The sequence below is a fragment of the Enterococcus sp. AMC1251 genome, from assembly GCF_058216535.1.
Map to the genome: position 1 here is coordinate 1933900 of NZ_CM177098.1, position 16550 is coordinate 1950449.

At 30.5% G+C, this 16550-nt stretch carries 13 protein-coding genes; all 13 read right to left on the reverse strand.

The features are described from left to right. Positions 1-11: 11 nt before the first annotated feature. The 13 genes from AC4BBR_RS09060 to AC4BBR_RS09120 all read right to left on the reverse strand — a co-directional run bounded on the left by AC4BBR_RS09060 (position 12) and on the right by AC4BBR_RS09120 (position 16543). A complete protein-coding gene (locus AC4BBR_RS09060) occupies positions 12-356 on the reverse strand; it encodes a helix-turn-helix domain-containing protein (protein WP_490459254.1) in 345 nt (114 codons plus the stop codon). Between the two features lie 542 nt (positions 357-898). Next, positions 899-2530, reverse strand: a complete 1632-nt coding sequence (locus AC4BBR_RS09065) for an Eco57I restriction-modification methylase domain-containing protein (protein WP_490459255.1) — start codon at positions 2528-2530, stop codon at positions 899-901. Continuing rightward, positions 2523-5483, reverse strand: a complete 2961-nt coding sequence (locus AC4BBR_RS09070; RefSeq protein ID WP_490459256.1) for an Eco57I restriction-modification methylase domain-containing protein — start codon at positions 5481-5483, stop codon at positions 2523-2525. The genes AC4BBR_RS09065 and AC4BBR_RS09070 overlap by 8 nt, the downstream gene beginning before the upstream one ends. Before the next feature lie 305 nt (positions 5484-5788). Then, complete coding sequence (locus tag AC4BBR_RS09075; RefSeq protein ID WP_490459257.1) at positions 5789-6565, reverse strand: hypothetical protein; 777 nt, start codon at positions 6563-6565, stop codon at positions 5789-5791. Between the two features lie 191 nt (positions 6566-6756). Beyond that, entirely contained in the window at positions 6757-8664 is a 1908-nt protein-coding gene (locus AC4BBR_RS09080; protein ID WP_490459258.1) for a UvrD-helicase domain-containing protein, read from the reverse strand. Next, on the reverse strand, positions 8631-10922 hold the full coding sequence (locus tag AC4BBR_RS09085; RefSeq protein ID WP_490459259.1) for an ATP-dependent nuclease: 2292 nt from the start codon (positions 10920-10922) through the stop codon (positions 8631-8633). The genes AC4BBR_RS09080 and AC4BBR_RS09085 overlap by 34 nt, the downstream gene beginning before the upstream one ends. A gap of 80 nt (positions 10923-11002) precedes the next feature. Further along, complete coding sequence (locus AC4BBR_RS09090) at positions 11003-11965, reverse strand: hypothetical protein (protein WP_490459260.1); 963 nt, start codon at positions 11963-11965, stop codon at positions 11003-11005. A gap of 10 nt (positions 11966-11975) precedes the next feature. Further along, positions 11976-13607: a hypothetical protein gene (locus AC4BBR_RS09095; RefSeq protein ID WP_490459261.1), complete on the reverse strand. Its 1632-nt coding sequence runs from the start codon at positions 13605-13607 to the stop codon at positions 11976-11978. A 141-nt stretch (positions 13608-13748) separates the two neighbouring features. Continuing rightward, positions 13749-14708 (reverse strand): IS30 family transposase, encoded by a 960-nt coding sequence (locus AC4BBR_RS09100; RefSeq protein ID WP_490459128.1) that lies wholly within the window; start codon positions 14706-14708, stop codon positions 13749-13751. Positions 14709-14953: 245 nt separating this feature from the next. Then, positions 14954-15169 (reverse strand): helix-turn-helix transcriptional regulator, encoded by a 216-nt coding sequence (locus AC4BBR_RS09105; RefSeq protein WP_490459262.1) that lies wholly within the window; start codon positions 15167-15169, stop codon positions 14954-14956. A gap of 160 nt (positions 15170-15329) precedes the next feature. Next, a complete protein-coding gene (locus AC4BBR_RS09110; RefSeq protein WP_490459263.1) occupies positions 15330-15572 on the reverse strand; it encodes a hypothetical protein in 243 nt (80 codons plus the stop codon). Positions 15573-15762: 190 nt separating this feature from the next. Continuing rightward, positions 15763-16110, reverse strand: coding sequence for a hypothetical protein (locus AC4BBR_RS09115; protein WP_490459264.1), 348 nt, complete (start codon positions 16108-16110; stop codon positions 15763-15765). 109 nt (positions 16111-16219) lie between these two features. Next, complete coding sequence (locus AC4BBR_RS09120; protein WP_490459265.1) at positions 16220-16543, reverse strand: hypothetical protein; 324 nt, start codon at positions 16541-16543, stop codon at positions 16220-16222. Positions 16544-16550: the final 7 nt, after the last annotated feature.

Below are 16550 nucleotides of genomic sequence, written 5' to 3' on the forward strand. Positions count from 1 at the left end.
GAAAACAGCATCTATTTTCTCTTTTTTGCGCTTATTGTCTCCTTTGTCACAAGCTGATCCGAATCATAATCATGTTGCTCAAACCAATTGAGTATTTTATCTTTGGGATAGTGACCTCGAATACCATACCAACATTTTGGGAAATCTACAGCCTTTATTAATCTATTTAGTGTGCTATCACTTATTTGAAACATTTTCTTTAAATCATCGTTAGTCAATACTATGGGTTCTTCTTTTTGAACGGTTGATAATTGATTGAACAATTCACCTAATTTAAGCTCAATTAATGGATAAATCTGTTTAGCGATTATATTAGACAAATATTCAAACAGCTCATTTTCATTATTGTGGTTCATATTTTTTCTCCTATAAAATACATATAGTTTCTTTGTATCTTTCCTATTCAACATCTCGTATATCACGATTTTCTTTCTTACTAGACAAATCTGTCGCCAACAGATTTCATGAGATTTTCACTCCTCCCTGTCTTTCACAGCGAGCCTTCTTCGGAAGTATCATTATCCCTTTCTGCAGTCATGACGGGTTATTGGCTGATAACCAAAAAATTAGAAGTTTATCGCGTCCTGAATTAGGAACTTGGCGCTTCAAAATTTTACGCTCGTATAAAAAGGAAAGTATCTAGTAAAGTTTGCTATTCAGTTTTCAAGGATCAAAAGTCTTACATGCAATAAATTGTAATTTGATTGAAAAAAATCAACGTATTTGAATTTTTTTGTTAAACAAAACTTTCATCTACTCTCAGAAAATCACAATTGTTAAAATACTTAACTACTTTTAGTTAATATTCTTAAAAATTGGTAATAAAAAAAACATTTAATCACTCAATATGACATGAGTAATTAAATGTTTTTTTGTTCATTTTACAATAATATACTGATTACTTTTCAGTTCTTCTTTTATTCAAATTTTGCCACATTGAAAAGGTCAAATCGATTTGTTCATTTGATAAACTACTATGATCTTTAATTTTGCTATTTACCCATTGAGAAATCTCTGTAATAACTTCACCAGACCTGAATTTTTCATCTAATTCCTGAACCAATATATCATAATCAAGCTTATCATCAACAATAGGAAGTTTAACATTTTTTAAATCGCCTGGTAAAATTTCCAAAGCTCCACCACCAAAAAGTCTACCTTCTAATTCAAAACTTAAAAGAGTTGGAGTAGAATACATTAAAAAAAGAAATTTAGAAACATTTACTTTCTCATGAAATTTAATTCTATGAAATGTATCAGTACTCGTTGCTTGAATTTCGTTTTTAACAATACGAGGAAACGAACCAATTCTTCTCAAAAGAAATGCATCTGGTACCCAAATCGAAGGAATGTCGTACCATCTTTTTCTTAAGCTTAATTTATACCCTTCATTTTCCTTATTTTGTACTCCATAATCAATATATTTCTTAGCCGTGTTGGATAACCGTTGACCATTAAAATCTAACATCCATACCTTTTGACCTGCAACAATATTAGTTTCTAAGTCCTCATTCCTATAAAATACACCTTTTACTTCCACACTTCTTCCCAGCAAAGGACGAGCATATTTTTTTAATTTATAGTCATTAACCAATTGATCGTTAACCACGAAGAATTCATTATTCCCTGTTGTAACACCAATTTCGCCTTTTGCAAAATCATTAAAACCTTCCATATGATTTGAAAATTCTTCTTCATAAAAGTTTCTTTCCCTTCGTGAGAGATAAAATTTTGTCCACTTATCTGAGCTATAAGATGTATATTGATCAAATGGAACCTCTAATATATCTTCTTTAAGTCCCTCTACATCTTTTAAGTTGATTACTCTCAAATTATGTGTTGAATTTTCATTGGATTTGAAATGTCCTTTTTCTCCTAAAATCAAAACAACATCTTGTTGAATATTTTCAAAAACAAGACCATCGAAAGTAATTACAGTGAGAGAAGATAAACTATCAAATAAATAGTCTCTAAGCTGCTTTGCATACGATACCTGTAGTAAATCAGTAGGCAAAACAAAACCAATCTTTCCACCTCTTTTTATCATTTCAATAGAAGCAACTGTAAAGGCCATCCAAGCATTTATTAACTTATTGGGTTTAATTCCATTATTTTCGAGAATATCACTTTGAAAATCACGTTGCTCCTCGGTAAGATATTGATAGCGAATATATGGTGGATTTCCTAAAATAGCATCATATTCGTTTATTTCACCGTTAAGTTTTTTATCTCTAAAATCTTCATAAAAATCGTAAAAATCTGCATGTATTATTTCAAAATCAGAAAAACCCTTTGTTTTCGCTATTATTTTATCAGCTTCTTCTTCCAGAATTTCAATTGCCGTCACTTTTATATCACGCTCAAATGATTTCAATGTATCAATAAAAATACCGTCACCAGCAGAAGGTTCTAAAATATTTTTTATAGATTTATCTGAGATCACCCAAGAAGTCAAAAAAACAGCTATCTTAATTGGTGTATAGTAACCACCACGAAGTTTCTGTGTGGTTTGTTTACTTTTATCATTCACCTTTGTTCTCCACCTTAAATTGAATTAGTTCATCAAATATTTCATTTATATTAGATATATGTGCATTTTTTTGTTTCTCTCTAAATTTCAATTCTTTAGAGTTTAATCCTGATTCTATTTGCTGATTAATCTCTTCAATTTTTTTCACACAACTAACAATTTTATCGTATTTTTCCTTTTGATAAGAATCAGAAAAATCAATTGGTAATAGCGGAATATCTTCATACATTGAAGTTCCGTGTGTGTAAAAATCACCTTCAAAAGAACTACCAATTGTTTGAAAAATCATATCAGTAAACGAATGACTCAACCAAGCCTGAATGTACTCTAAACTATATGGCGAATCTTCTTTTTTCATTAAAGCTATATACCCAGCAGTTCCCCCAGAGGCAATCAACATTCTTTTCCTATCTATATTAAAATTAGGTTGATTGGTCATAACTCCAACTATTATTTTATCTACATTTGATTCTTTTAAAAATTGAGTACGTCCATACTGATACCACTCAACGCAATATTGGACATCTCGTTTTCCCCCCATAACTTTAGGAAGAAGATCTTGCTTATGATTCGTGAAGTATTCTAAAGTGTTGGGATATTTATCCTCCATAGTATTATAATCAATAATCTTCCCATTTTTATATGGAAAAATCACATATTTGTTAGCAATAAGAGGCATATATGATCTTCCTTGCACCTTAGGAGGAGTCTGATAAAAGTCTTTTAGCAAAGATTTTTCAATAGAAAATCGTTCAATTCTTTTCTTTTTATTTACTTCAAAAATTATATTTTCTTTCGTTTCTTCTACAATGTATTTCTTCTCAATTAGAAATACATTGTTAGCACTAGTTTGTATTCCATTGACAGGTACTACTGCTGTTTCTATATTAGGAAAATGTTCCATTGCAAATTCATATTGATTCCTTAGTTTAATATCTTGAGTCAAAAACCAATGGCTAGTCTCAAGTTTTGTAATATCATAAATGAGACCATTTTCAATCTCAAACGCACTATCCACCGAATCTGCCACAGAATATTGAAAGGTTTTATCACTATAATTTCCAAATTGAACAATTGCTACATAATTGATTACTCCATGAAAAACTTGGGTTGTCTTGAAATCAATTATGAACGTAAGTCCATATTTTTGAGTTATAAATTCTCGTAGTTTCGTCGCAGCACCGACTGTAAAAAACTTATTGGGAACTAGCAATATTGTAAACCCATCTTTTTTAATTAGTTCTAGAGCTCTTTCAATGAACATAAAATATTTATCATATTGTTTATAAACAGAACTATATTTAGTTTTATAAACATTAATTTCAATATTTGAAGTCGATTCAATAATCTCTTTGGTTTGAAGGTAAGGAGGATTTCCAATAATAACATCAAATTTGATTGTATCAAAAACTTGATTTACCATTGGAACAATATCTTCTGACTCCTCATAAGACATTGCTGTAATATCAACATCTCTCTCATCTACCAAAGAATTTCCACATATAATAGTTTCTTCTAAAGATGGTAGTAGTGGACTAATTTCCATTATTCTTTCTTTGTCTTCATAGGATAATAATCTAAGTAATAAAGAAAATTTAGTAAGCTGTACTGCCTGATTATTAATATCAAATCCTCTAAATACTTTCTGTACAATAGTTTTCTTTACTTTAAATGGAACTGAATAAGGAGTCGCAACTACTCCTTCTTTAGTTGAATACCAATCAACTAGGTAGTTCTCGAGATAGTTGTACACCTCTATCAGAAAAATACCTGATCCTACAGCTAAATCCCCAATTTTCAAATCCATTATCTGATCAGGTGATAAACCTTCTATTTTTTCTCCGAGTGTCCTTTGGACCATCAATTTAACAATGGAATCAGGAGTTGATACTACCGCTTTAATTTTAGCACTCTTTGTTTTTTCTAATTTCACAATATATTTATTATCAAAAACAATTTCTTCTTGCAAGAAATTTTCATAAATTCTACTTAAAATCGACAAATCAATTACTGAAAAATCGTAGGAAGCATTTGGAAAATATAAACTTTCAACAATTATCTTTAAAGTTTTTTCCTTCATGTTCATAATTACATCTGGATTTTCAAAAATACCTGAATTATATTTTTTATCTAATGACTTAAAATATGACTGATAATCTGTGTGTTCATTTATTTTATTTTTCAATTGTTCTGTACCTTCAAAACGATTATCTTCTATAAATCTTAAAAAGATTAGTTGATTTAGAAACGACTGAACACTTTCATTCAATATAGAACTATCTTGAAATTCAGAAACAGAACTAGCAACTAAATCCTTAGCTACTAGCAATCTCCATTCATTCAATTGATCTAAAAATACCTGATCAAGAGATAATTTCGTTGCATTAACGGGGGTAATATTATTCGTCCATTCATTAAAGTAACCATTTAAAACACTCTCACGAGATAATAACTCATATATTTCATCAAATTTTTCAACAAATTCTTTGTAAGAATATATTTTATAGCGATTATATGCAACCTTATCATCCTCTTTTGGCTGATGAAAAGTTGTATAAATAGCTAGATATTCAAAATTTGTTAAAACTGAAATTTTATGTCCACCATTCCATCCATAACGACGGACTTGCATCGCTGGATCTATTTCGCTCTCAATATTAACGCTAACTTTTTTTGCTTCAACATAAAAAAGACTTGAACCATTCATCCTAATTGTGTAATCTGGTCTATCAGAGCTATTTGAATACTCTTCTGCAACGATTTCTCGATTATTAAATGACAAATTTCTTGGATTTGAGATATCCCATCCAAGTAACCTTAAGAATCTATCTATATATTGTTGTCGAGTCATCTGCTCATTAAATAAAGAATTTTTATTTTTATATACATCATAATCTCGTTCAAATGCTGTAATAATTTCTTTTAGTTCCTTTTTTTCTTCTTTAAATTTCATAATCGCCCTCCTAACTTTTAAAGGAATTTAGAATTCAATCAATTATAGCAACTTCAGTGAAAATTAGCCATATATTTTCGCTGAAGTAACCACTGAAGTTGTTTATATTAATTTAGATTTCAATATTTAAGCGAATTACTAATTTCATTGTAATGATAACTTGATAAAAAAATAAGCAGCCAATTTTATCACAATGACTACTTAATTCACATCTTTCGACTATTATATAAGAGATAACTATCTTCTTTCACATTCTTCTCAATATATTGCGATAACCTCCATTAATAAAGACTAGGAGTCTATTCTTAACCATCGTATAAATCACATTTTTTTTTAATTCCCCATTCAAAACCATTATATATAAATGGTAAATCTCCCGCACTTTGTAGAACACTCATCGAGATTTTGTACATCTTTTTCTCATGAAAATGACTAAAATCACTTATATCAGTGTGAAGATGATCAAATCCTTTAAAAAATGGTTTTTTGTACAAAACAAAACCCAATGGGTAGAAGCAAATCTCAGATAGAGGTGTAAGAACTATACCTGATTTTTCTTTCAATACAAAATGAAGGTCTTTACTTATTTTTGTAGTGTCACCATTATTAATGTATCCCTTAAGTAAATAGTTTTCAGGAAACTCCATAGAATTTTTATCTAATACGAAATTTCTCAATGACTGATCAATAAAATCAAGTGAACTTGTGGAACAAAAAAAAGAAATTATTTGTTTTATAACTTTAAGTGGATTTAACTCCATCTCAAATATGACATTTGCTTGTTCTTTAGGTAATCCCTCTTTTTCAATCATATAACCTATTGTATTTGAAAAGTCCGAAAATTCAGCTCCATACCAACTGCCGGTATTATTATTGCATTCTTCACATAGAGTATACGCTCCTAACCCTTTTTGAGATTGAATATATTTGCTTACTTCTAAAGACTTTTCTTTTCGCTCAAGAATATGGTCTAACGTATGCATTTTCACTGGTCGAGTATTACCAGTTGCTTTAGGTGGGATGTGTTCAAAAGTTAGCTTCTTTTTCTTACCACATAGCATACAAATACCATGTTTATTCATTTTATTCCCCTCATTTTTCATTCTTATTATTCTACACAAAAATTGGAGAGTTTCTTCTTTTCAACTTTTTATCCATTTAGTTTCAAAAAATAATTTTAATATCTGCTTTATTGATTGATTAGGATTTCTCATTAAACCTTCTGTTTTTTCAATTACTGATTTATCAGAATCATTCATTTTCTATAGGTTCCTTAATCAAAAACTGTTATTTCATCTTCAGAAAGCCAAGAATTTGACATTGCGTATTGCTTAACAGCTTGAGGATCTTTTGTGTAAGCTATTAAAGCTAAACTATCTTCTGCTCTAGTACATGTGACATAAAATAATCGCTTAGTTCGTGAAATTGAATTATCTTTCCCTTCTATTTCATTTCTTTTATCTGTAGCAGTCATTTCTACTGCTTCAAAAACTTTCTCATAGCTAAACAAGAATCCTTTAGCTTCTTCATCATCTAGAATTACTGCTACTCTAGGAAATTCTAGACCCTTCACACCTTGATGAGTATCAAAGGGGCTTTCTCCGCTCACATATGAATCGTACAGCTTTACTTGCGAAAAAGGTACTGACATACTTAAGTGTAGTGCAACTAAAACAGAATCTTCTATTGATTCTACATCATCTACCTCTATAAGATGAAGCCCTTGAAGTCTTTCTGGTATTTCAAATAGCTTTTCATTATCTACACAAGCTAATATCTCTAAACAAGTTGGTTCTTTATCACTACTCCATAATTCAAAAATGCGATTAACTGATTCATTAACCATTCTAATTTGATCTAGTTGGTTAGATTTGTTTTTCAAAAATGCTTTTTTTGATAATAGAGGTGAATATTTTTTGACAATTCGAGAAATTTCAAAATTATCTCCCGATAAATATGCTTCTCTCAATGGTAGGATAATATTAGTAAAGAAAGTAACTTCTGGTAAACTTCCATCAAGACTTCCAATTTTCAATTTTTCTTCCTTATACAACGGAGAGAAAAACTCTAAAAAACCAAACCTACTTGCAGCCATATGATGCTCTAATATTAAACTTTTAGTTTCTGACGGTATTAGCCATTTTTTATCTCCAGTTATTTTAGCCATAGTTTGAGATACATTTAATTCAAATTTTTGCTTATCAGCAGTATTATCAGTAATAAACAAGTGGACAAAACCACCAAGTTTATCACTTCGATATTTTTGACTCATACCATCTACGTCTTTTCTAATTGAATTAGCCAAATTAACTATCCTTTTTCGGCTTCTATGATTCATAACTTTTTCTGGTTTAATCCAATCTTCTGGAATTATTTGAGCGAGATCCTCTTTACCATCTGAATAAATACGCTGCATCATGTCTCCAAACATACCTACAACAAATGACTCATTGGATTCGGCAACAAATAATAGTGCATCTATTAACTCTTTTTTTGTATCTTGGCTCTCATCAATCAACATAATTGGAAATTTATTAATCAATATTTTTTGCATGGTTCTATTATTATGAATAAGATGAGTTCCAATTTTTATAACTTCTGTATGGTTAAGTGAATCAAATCCTATATTTTCACCATTGGGATTATATGAAAAACGAATAGTTTTTTCCATTTTTTCTAATCTAGATTGTTTCGACAGTATCTGCTTTTTTCTGTTGTCTGAGGCTGCACCAGCACGCCCTTTTTTTTCTTTTTCTTCCAAATCGGCAATAGCTTCTTTGGTATCGTTTATAACCCAATCTTGTATATCTGACTGATGATTTTTGATAAGTCCCCATAAGAAACTATGAATAGTAGATATAGAAAAAATAGGGTTATACTCTACTCTTCTAGATATTTCATCACTTGCAGCATTGGTATATGTCATAACTGCTACTCGGCGTGAGTGATTAATGAAGTAATCTCTATATTTATCATCTATATACTTCAATGTATTGACTAAACTTCGTGTTTTTCCAGAACCTGCTCCAGCAAAAGTAAAAAAACTTTTAGGTGCATCTATATCAAAGCATGTTTTAATTTCTTCGTCTACGTGGTCATCAATATGATTATCACCTGTATCTAACACATCATTCATTATAACGTCTCCTATTCTATTGGTTTTAGCTTCTCTTGAAGCCACACAAGACCTTCATGTATATATTCGGGCACAGCTAAATTTTCAGGGTTCATCGTGTATATTAAGTCTAAAGCAAATTCTGCTTTGTACGAACTTGATTTTTTAAGGATAGAGTATAACTCCTTATGAAACGTATCAAAATCAGTAGTTGAGTTAATAGTATTATTGATTTTTTTAATCAATTTATTTTCATAAATTTGCTCTTTTTTTATTGGTTTCTCTGCTTCATTATCAACCGCTATTATTTGTTTGTCTTCAAAGATATCAATATTAGAATAAATAATACAATCTTCAAAACTGCTAGATATCGCTTCTTCCTCACTCCCTTTTATCTTAACTTTTGTTGGAGTTTGATAAGCAACTCTAATAGAATATTCAAACGGAGAGTCAGTTACTATTATTTTTTTATCATCTTCTAGTTTTAAAAGATCATCTATGGACTTAAGCTTGGCACCATTTTCTTGGAGAAGTAGCTTATTTATCGTACTGTTCTTGCTGACTAATTTTTTCCCTAACTCTGGTCGTGCTCCACTGTGATGTCCAGTTGGGTTAGCTGAATCAAGATCTGTTATGATTAGAGTGTTCAGACTTAGTTTATCAATTAAAGGTTTCAGTCTATGAGCGTGACTGCCATTTATTTCTAGAATCGTAATATATCTTCTATTTAATTCGTTATACTTATTACGTATGAAGTGAGGTAGCAACATCCTCTCTGTTGCACCTTCGACCAATATCGCAGCATCTGCAAAAAATAATTCGCAATGAGTAGATAGTAAATATCTTGATACAAACTTATCCGTCTCAACACCTTCTCCAAAAACCTCAGACAAGTTAACTACTTTTGATGTTGGCACATCACATTGTGTATCATCCGGTAACCTTTTGAAGTATCTCAAATTAGAAAATTTAACTTCCTGAGCAATATGACTTGAATGAGAACTGATAACCAATTGTGTTGTGAAAGTAGGTGACTCACCAAGTAAATCGTTATTTCGTAAAACTCCATAAGCTTTACTTATAAACACTTGTTGAGCTTGAATGTGCAAATGAGCTTCCGGCTCTTCCAATAAAACTAAATGAATTGGTTCAATGCCTATAAAATCTTCTTCTAGATGCTTCTTTTTGTCCTTTCCGATGCGAAGCCAACTATCTCTATAAGCGATAAGTAAAAATACCATCGAAACTAAATTCTGATAGCCTAATCCATTAAACTTCTCTGGTAGCCTGAATTCGCTAGTTTCTGTTAGTGCATATTGTACAGCAGAATCGTGTTTTAAGGACTCACTTGCATTAACTTTTGTTTTGATACTAATCTTAGGATTATTAAAACCAGGGTAACCCAGGGCTTCAAGTTCTCCAATCGAAGATTTGAATTTTACTTCTAAATTTTCATTGAATGTTTGAGTCGCAGATTCCATTGCTTCTAATGTCTTAATGTCATCAACACTGGGCATTTTTTGAGGGTCTAAATGCTTATCATAGTATTTTCTTAACTGATTTGACAAATCGCCAGTTGTTGAATTAGCTCCATTTTCATTACTTTCGGGATCTGAGAAGCCACGTTGAGCATCGATAGTATTTATCTTAATAAGCCCGGTTAGTGGGTTTCCCTCAAGAAATTCTGAATTATAGTCCGTTTCTTGAATTGGTATTGTGCCATCACTAGCTAACATTTTTTTTGAAGGATCAAGCAAATAATACTTTAATCCTAGTACATCATTTAGTTTTTTTTCTAGGAAATCACTTAAATTCTTTGGCCAAAGATGCATCCCGACATCTCCTGATTTCTTGCTCATACTTTGGGAGTTTTCTACTTCTCTGCTTCTATTGTACGACTCAATATATTCTAAAACCATTCTATTACTGTCTTTAGGCTCTTTCGCAAAACGAACACCCAAAGTTCCACCAGTCCAATTTAAAGTTGGGATCATGTGAGAAACATAATGGATTTCATTATCTTCTACATTTAACCATATATCCAAACTTGGCAGTAAGTCGTTTAATTCATTTAATTTTTCTTCGATTAAATAGTTTTCATCCAACCATTTTTCACCAATTTCATTGATTGCTCTTCTATTTGAAAGAGTCAAATCATTAAGCGCAAAAGGCCTGTCACCTTTAAGAAATTTCCTAATTGCATCCATTGCAGAAGTTTTACCACTATTATTGGCACCTACAAAAACTGTTTCTGTTCCACTTAAGTCAATACTACATTCTTTAAGTTTTCTAAAATTTTTAATATCAATAGACGAAATCTTCATTTTCTCTCTTCTCCTTTATAAGCTAAATAATCAAATACTATATTATATGTCTTCTATCTAAGCCCACTATTCATATTGAATTAGCTGGTATTTTTATCAATAATACTTCCATTCCACTTCTTCAATTTACTTACAAAGTTCTTCAAATTATAAGTTTGCTGAACATTTTCAATATACTCATTTACAGCATCCAAATCTTCACTATCTTTATAAACTTGCTTCAACTTCTCCACATATTCATTAATTTCCAAAAGTTTTTCAAGTTCTATTTTGTGTTGAAAGACTTCATCCTTCAACTGCTCTCTTCTTTCAGAAATCTCAATTTTTATTTTTTTTGCCTCTTCTTCTAAACGTTTTGTTTCCTCTTGTTGTGCTCTCAATTTAGCTTCTACTTCTTTTTTTCGTTCTTTTTCTATATACACGTCTCTATAATGAATATATTGAAGCCGAATATTTTCAAAAATATTAATCAGTTGTTTGGAGAACGCTTCCTCTTGATCCGAATATACATTCGTTTCTTTTCCTTCTATACAAGTAATCTCTAACTGTAATATTCCACTAGGAATCCGTCCGTGCGCAGGCTGCATACTTTTATTATTATCTGCATTTCTTCGCATGGAAAGTTCTTTTAGTTTGACCTTCCACCGAATGTTATTAAGTACTAATTCAGTATTCATTGCTTTTTCATGCCCAATATAAACTGAACCACCTAGTTTTTCTGTTCCTTTCAGCAGTTGGTTCATAATAATATACGCACTTCTTCTTTTTTTACTACCTACCTGAATATCAAGAATTGTTCTTTCTGACTCTCTGCTATGCTCTATTTTTATCTGACTTTTTTCTTCTCTTTGTAAAGAATAAGGAAGCTGATCTATATACTTATATTTTTCTTTACTTTCTCTAATTTTGATAATTTCATCATAATCTATCAAGTATTCATGTAACTTTAGCGAATCAATTTTTTTTAGTGAATGAACCCATTTATTAAAAACCTTTTTATCTTTGATGCAATTCAAAGGGAAGTTTTCAATTTCTTTATTCATTATTTCCACCTCATTTAAACGTACAGCCGCAGCGATATAATTGGTCCGTTAATATCTCTAAGTCTTTACTTTTTGTAATTTTTTGAGGGATAAAAAATCTAGGCTTAGAATCTTGTAAAATTGTAGCTATTCCTGTCATAAATTCTGAAAATGGCGGATATGGATTTCTTTCGTAAAGATGACTTCGCTTAGAAGAATGATACAATCCATGAAATCCTCCCCAACTATCAATTGCATTTAAGTGAAATCCGATAAATAAATCAGGGGTTCCAGCTAATGTATTGACTAAATCATCCATTTGTTTTTTCAATACATTTCTTCCACTAGTATCCACCAAATCAATGATTATTTTCAATTTCAACTGCATCTCTTTGATTGCATTGTGTAATTTCATAATATCGTTCATGTTATGGATTAATGGTTCTTTACCTGTTTTGATTGAAGAGGTCTTAATAGCTATTGTCAATTTTTTATATTCTTTTAACTCAGTTGTTATTTCTTGGTAAATCGCTATCAATTCTTTAATTGTCAAAAAGGGTGTTTTTATTGGTGTTCGTAATTCTAAAAACTCAGGTAATCCAAATTCACTAAAAGTAGATTTAAGATTGTCTACACATTTTCTTCGACTGGATTGATTGGTCCAAATATTATCCACTTGTTTCTCATTTATAATGGATAAGATATAACGATCTTTTGCTTTAGACTTTATCAAACCATTCTTACTTTCAAGATATTCTGTCTGGCTATCAATTATTTCTGAATAAGAAATTTGATTGATCATTACTGGAATTAAAATTCTTTTTTGAGTTTTTAGTGGCATTTGGCGATTATTAATACATAGCTGCTCATACTCCGGCCAATAGGACTGATCTTCCAAAATACTAAACAACCAAAAATACATAACTAACATTTCAAGAAAATCTCTCTTCCCTTCCATAAATGGTAAGTCTTGATGCTTCTCAAATTCATGATCAATATCAAAGGGATTTTCTTGGTAGCGATAATCATATTTATTTATGTAATACATCTCACGCTCTTCTCTTACATATTTATTCTCTACATACTTGTCTCCCCATTTCCAGGCTAGGTTAAAGGCATAATCTGCGATATTGACACCATATTCTCTATAAGAATCCATTACCCACTTTACAACGTTATTATCTAATTCCTTCATTTCTGCTCTGCGTGGTTTGGATTGAGTATAGTTATGGTAGTCTTTAACAGCTATAACAACTTGAGAGAGATCATCTTCTGAAATTTTTTCTAAAAGCAACTTCTTAAATATTACATCCTCAGCAATCTTCAAAAAATCTTCATCACGATAATAAAGACTAACATCCAGAGAACTTTCATAGGACTTCCCTATAAAGCTATCTATTCTTTTTTGATTTTTTAAATAATAATTTTCAATAAATTCATGAGAATTGGGATACCTTTGCAATAACATTTTTTTAGACTTTTCAAGATTTTGTTGAAGTTTTAGTTTTTCATTACTAAAGTCTTCTGGAGTTAGATAGTCGTTAAAATAATCTGAAACATACTGAATAATTTTCCCCATATTCTCTGAATGGTGAGTAAAGTCAAACTCATTCAACTTATCCTTCTTTTTTCTCAATAAAATGTACTCTTCGATTTTCTGCATTCGTATTCCCTCCTCATCTTTATTTTAGTATGGCTGATTTTATTATATCAAGATTAACAAGACATTGAAACAAACATTTTGTGATATTTATCTATATTCAAGTTGATTATTTGAATTGTGATTTTATAGAAGTTTGATTTGTCAAATTAAGCTAGACAAATGTCTTTCATTTATGTAACTCAAAAATACTTCTAATGGTGTTCGATAATTTAAAGATTTCCTTGGTATGTGATTTCTTTTAGAGGTGACAGCCGCAACAAAAGCTTGGTCAACTTGATTAAAATCCATTGTTTTAGGCAGCCCATCTTTACGTAATAACCCATTCGAATGCTCATTTAATCCGCGTTGTGAGGGGGTTCCAGGGTCTGCAAAATAGATAGAAATATCATTGACATTACTCATGTTTTTCCAATTTGAAAATTCTTTTCCACAATCAAAGGTAATGGATTTGAACAAGTTTCTGGGAATCTTTTGTAGCCAATCAGTTGTCGCTTTTTCAATATCCAATGCTTTCCGACCATTTGGTTTTAATGTAATAATCACTTTTGAAAGGCGTTCAACTAGAGTGATGATGGCACTTTTATGATGAACGCCAACAATTGTGTCACCTTCTAAATGCCCAAATTCCTGTTGGAAATTAGGGTAGTCAGTGGATCGTTCTGAAATATTGCGTTTAAATGCTTGCTTTCCACGACGTTCTTTATGCCCGTTGGGCTTTCGTTTCCCTTTCATTGGTAGTTTTGAGCAATCAAATTGATTCGCTTTAAACTGACGATAAAGTGTTCTAACAGAGCATGAAATAGGAAACTCAGCTCGACCAATAATCACATCAGGTGTCCACCCTTGAGCCACCATAGATTGAATGTAATCATGCTGTTTTGTAGGCAAACTAATGGGTTGTCGACCACAACGTGTTTTATTTTCTTTATATTGTTGGTAATAGTCACAGATAGATTTTCCTTGTTTCAGGAAGTTGTAAACATTGTAGATTGTCTGTCTAGAACGAGTTAAAGTCTTAGAAACCATCGTAACAGGTTGGCTCATATTGAAATAAGCTTCTATCATCACGAGTTCATTTGATGTAAGATGAGTATAGGTCATTTGTCTTCACTCCTTATAATTCTTTGGTCGGAACTATTTTGAGTGTAGCACAAATGACTTATTTAGTTGTCTAGCTTAATTTTACTATCGGCGAAGTATAAAAACAGCTATCTTCAAAAGAAATTTGTTTATTTCTCTTAAAAATAGCTGTTTTTTATGCATAATAGTTAAAGTTGGACTTAAATAATTTTACGCTTCTACAACTAAAATAATATGATTCTACCATTCTAAATAGGTAGTAATTTTTATTCTACTAATTGAAAAACCTCTTCAATTCTCACTCCGAAGATATTTGCTAGGTCAAATGCTAATATCAATGAAGGTTGATATCTATTTTGTTCCAGTTGATAAATCGTTTGTCTTGAAACATGTACATCATCTGCTAACTTTTGAATTGTTAGCCCCTTTTGTTTTCTATATTTTTGTAGATTATTCTGAAATCCTCGTTTCTCTTTCTTCATATTTTTACCTCTACTTTATTTTACGCTGACAACAACTAGTCCAACTTTAGCTATATTCCATTATTTAAAATCCCCCACAAAAGTTATTTTCCTTCTAACTTTTATGGGGAACAAACTTACAATTATTTAGTTATAGATGTCAACTTAACCATTAATGGTTCTATTTTTTACTCTTCTTTTCATGAATTAAATTCCTAATTGATTTTTGAATAAGATAAATAGTTATGCCACCAACAATCAACCCAATTCCTCCAAGTACAAGACCACTTGCCATTTCTCCTTTTAACAGTGATTGAATCCCAAAAATAATTGATAATACTGCTATAAAGCTGTTAACAGCATGACTTAAAAACAAACTAAATAATTCTCGTTTAGACTCTGAAAAAAATAATAGTAACCACATTAAATATCACCTCAAAGAAAATATTCTATTCAGATTTAAAGTATATTGTTGATTCAGAATTTAGCGATTTAATAGTCAATTTTTTATTGATATCTTTAGATTTTTTCTAACTCCTCACCTACATAAGAATTCCGAATGGGCTCTTTGAATTTCATAGATTTATCCATTTTAGCATCCTTCGTTTCAAAACTTATTTTTCATCATTATTAATGAAATAGTCAATTCCTTTTTTTAGATTATCTTCAATTTCTTGTTTTGAAGTATTGTCATTATCGTACCAACTGTAGATTATTGCAGTTTGGTTTTCTATAATAGCGGCTACTTCAAAAGAGATAAATCTATAAGGAGCAAAATTGGGGTTTTCAACTACTATCTCAGCCATAAAACTACTATTTTCAAAACCAACTACTAGACCATCAGTTTCATTACGCAATATATTCATTTCAATATTATTATCTTTAAAATATTTTTGATTTTTTTGAACCCATTCTATTATTAAATTTTTTATTTCATAAAATAGTTTGTCTTGATTTATCATAACTATTTCACTCCGATTTCTTAATATTAATGACATCCAGTATTTTTGTAACTACGACAAATACTTTTTCTTTTAACGTAGCTTTAATTCTTAGTAGAAGTTAGAAATATTAATTAAAAGCACCTCTAACTAAATTTTTTTCCTCTTCCTCTAAAGAATCAAAAATTTCACTATGTCCTAACTTTTTTAATGTAGATATAGCTACTATTCTCAAAGTTGTCACTCCTAATCCTTTCGATGATATTTCCCTATCATTATTTGCAATTGCAATCACTTCATTCATTACAGTTGTACTATTTATTTTTTCTTGCCAAATTTCGTTTAAGACCATATAGACTAAAGAGATACTTTCAGAATTTAAATAGTTGCATATTTCCTGTTCTGAATATTCTTTTGCTTTTAATTTTTTTTCAATCTTAAATATCGATTCCATTTTACAA

Bases quoted from the DNA above. Each gene is read 5' to 3' on its own strand.
- AC4BBR_RS09060 (WP_490459254.1), bottom strand. From the start codon at position 356: ATGAACCACAATAATGAAAATGAGCTGTTTGAATATTTGTCTAATATA.
- AC4BBR_RS09070 (WP_490459256.1), bottom strand. From the start codon at position 5,483: ATGAAATTTAAAGAAGAAAAAAAGGAACTAAAAGAAATTATTACAGCA.
- AC4BBR_RS09075 (WP_490459257.1), bottom strand. From the start codon at position 6,565: ATGAATAAACATGGTATTTGTATGCTATGTGGTAAGAAAAAGAAGCTA.
- AC4BBR_RS09085 (WP_490459259.1), bottom strand. From the start codon at position 10,922: ATGAAGATTTCGTCTATTGATATTAAAAATTTTAGAAAACTTAAAGAA.
- AC4BBR_RS09090 (WP_490459260.1), bottom strand. From the start codon at position 11,965: ATGAATAAAGAAATTGAAAACTTCCCTTTGAATTGCATCAAAGATAAA.
- AC4BBR_RS09095 (WP_490459261.1), bottom strand. From the start codon at position 13,607: ATGCAGAAAATCGAAGAGTACATTTTATTGAGAAAAAAGAAGGATAAG.
- AC4BBR_RS09100 (WP_490459128.1), bottom strand. From the start codon at position 14,708: ATGACCTATACTCATCTTACATCAAATGAACTCGTGATGATAGAAGCT.
- AC4BBR_RS09105 (WP_490459262.1), bottom strand. From the start codon at position 15,169: ATGAAGAAAGAGAAACGAGGATTTCAGAATAATCTACAAAAATATAGA.
- AC4BBR_RS09110 (WP_490459263.1), bottom strand. From the start codon at position 15,572: ATGTGGTTACTATTATTTTTTTCAGAGTCTAAACGAGAATTATTTAGT.
- AC4BBR_RS09115 (WP_490459264.1), bottom strand. From the start codon at position 16,110: ATGATAAATCAAGACAAACTATTTTATGAAATAAAAAATTTAATAATA.
- AC4BBR_RS09120 (WP_490459265.1), bottom strand. From the start codon at position 16,543: ATGGAATCGATATTTAAGATTGAAAAAAAATTAAAAGCAAAAGAATAT.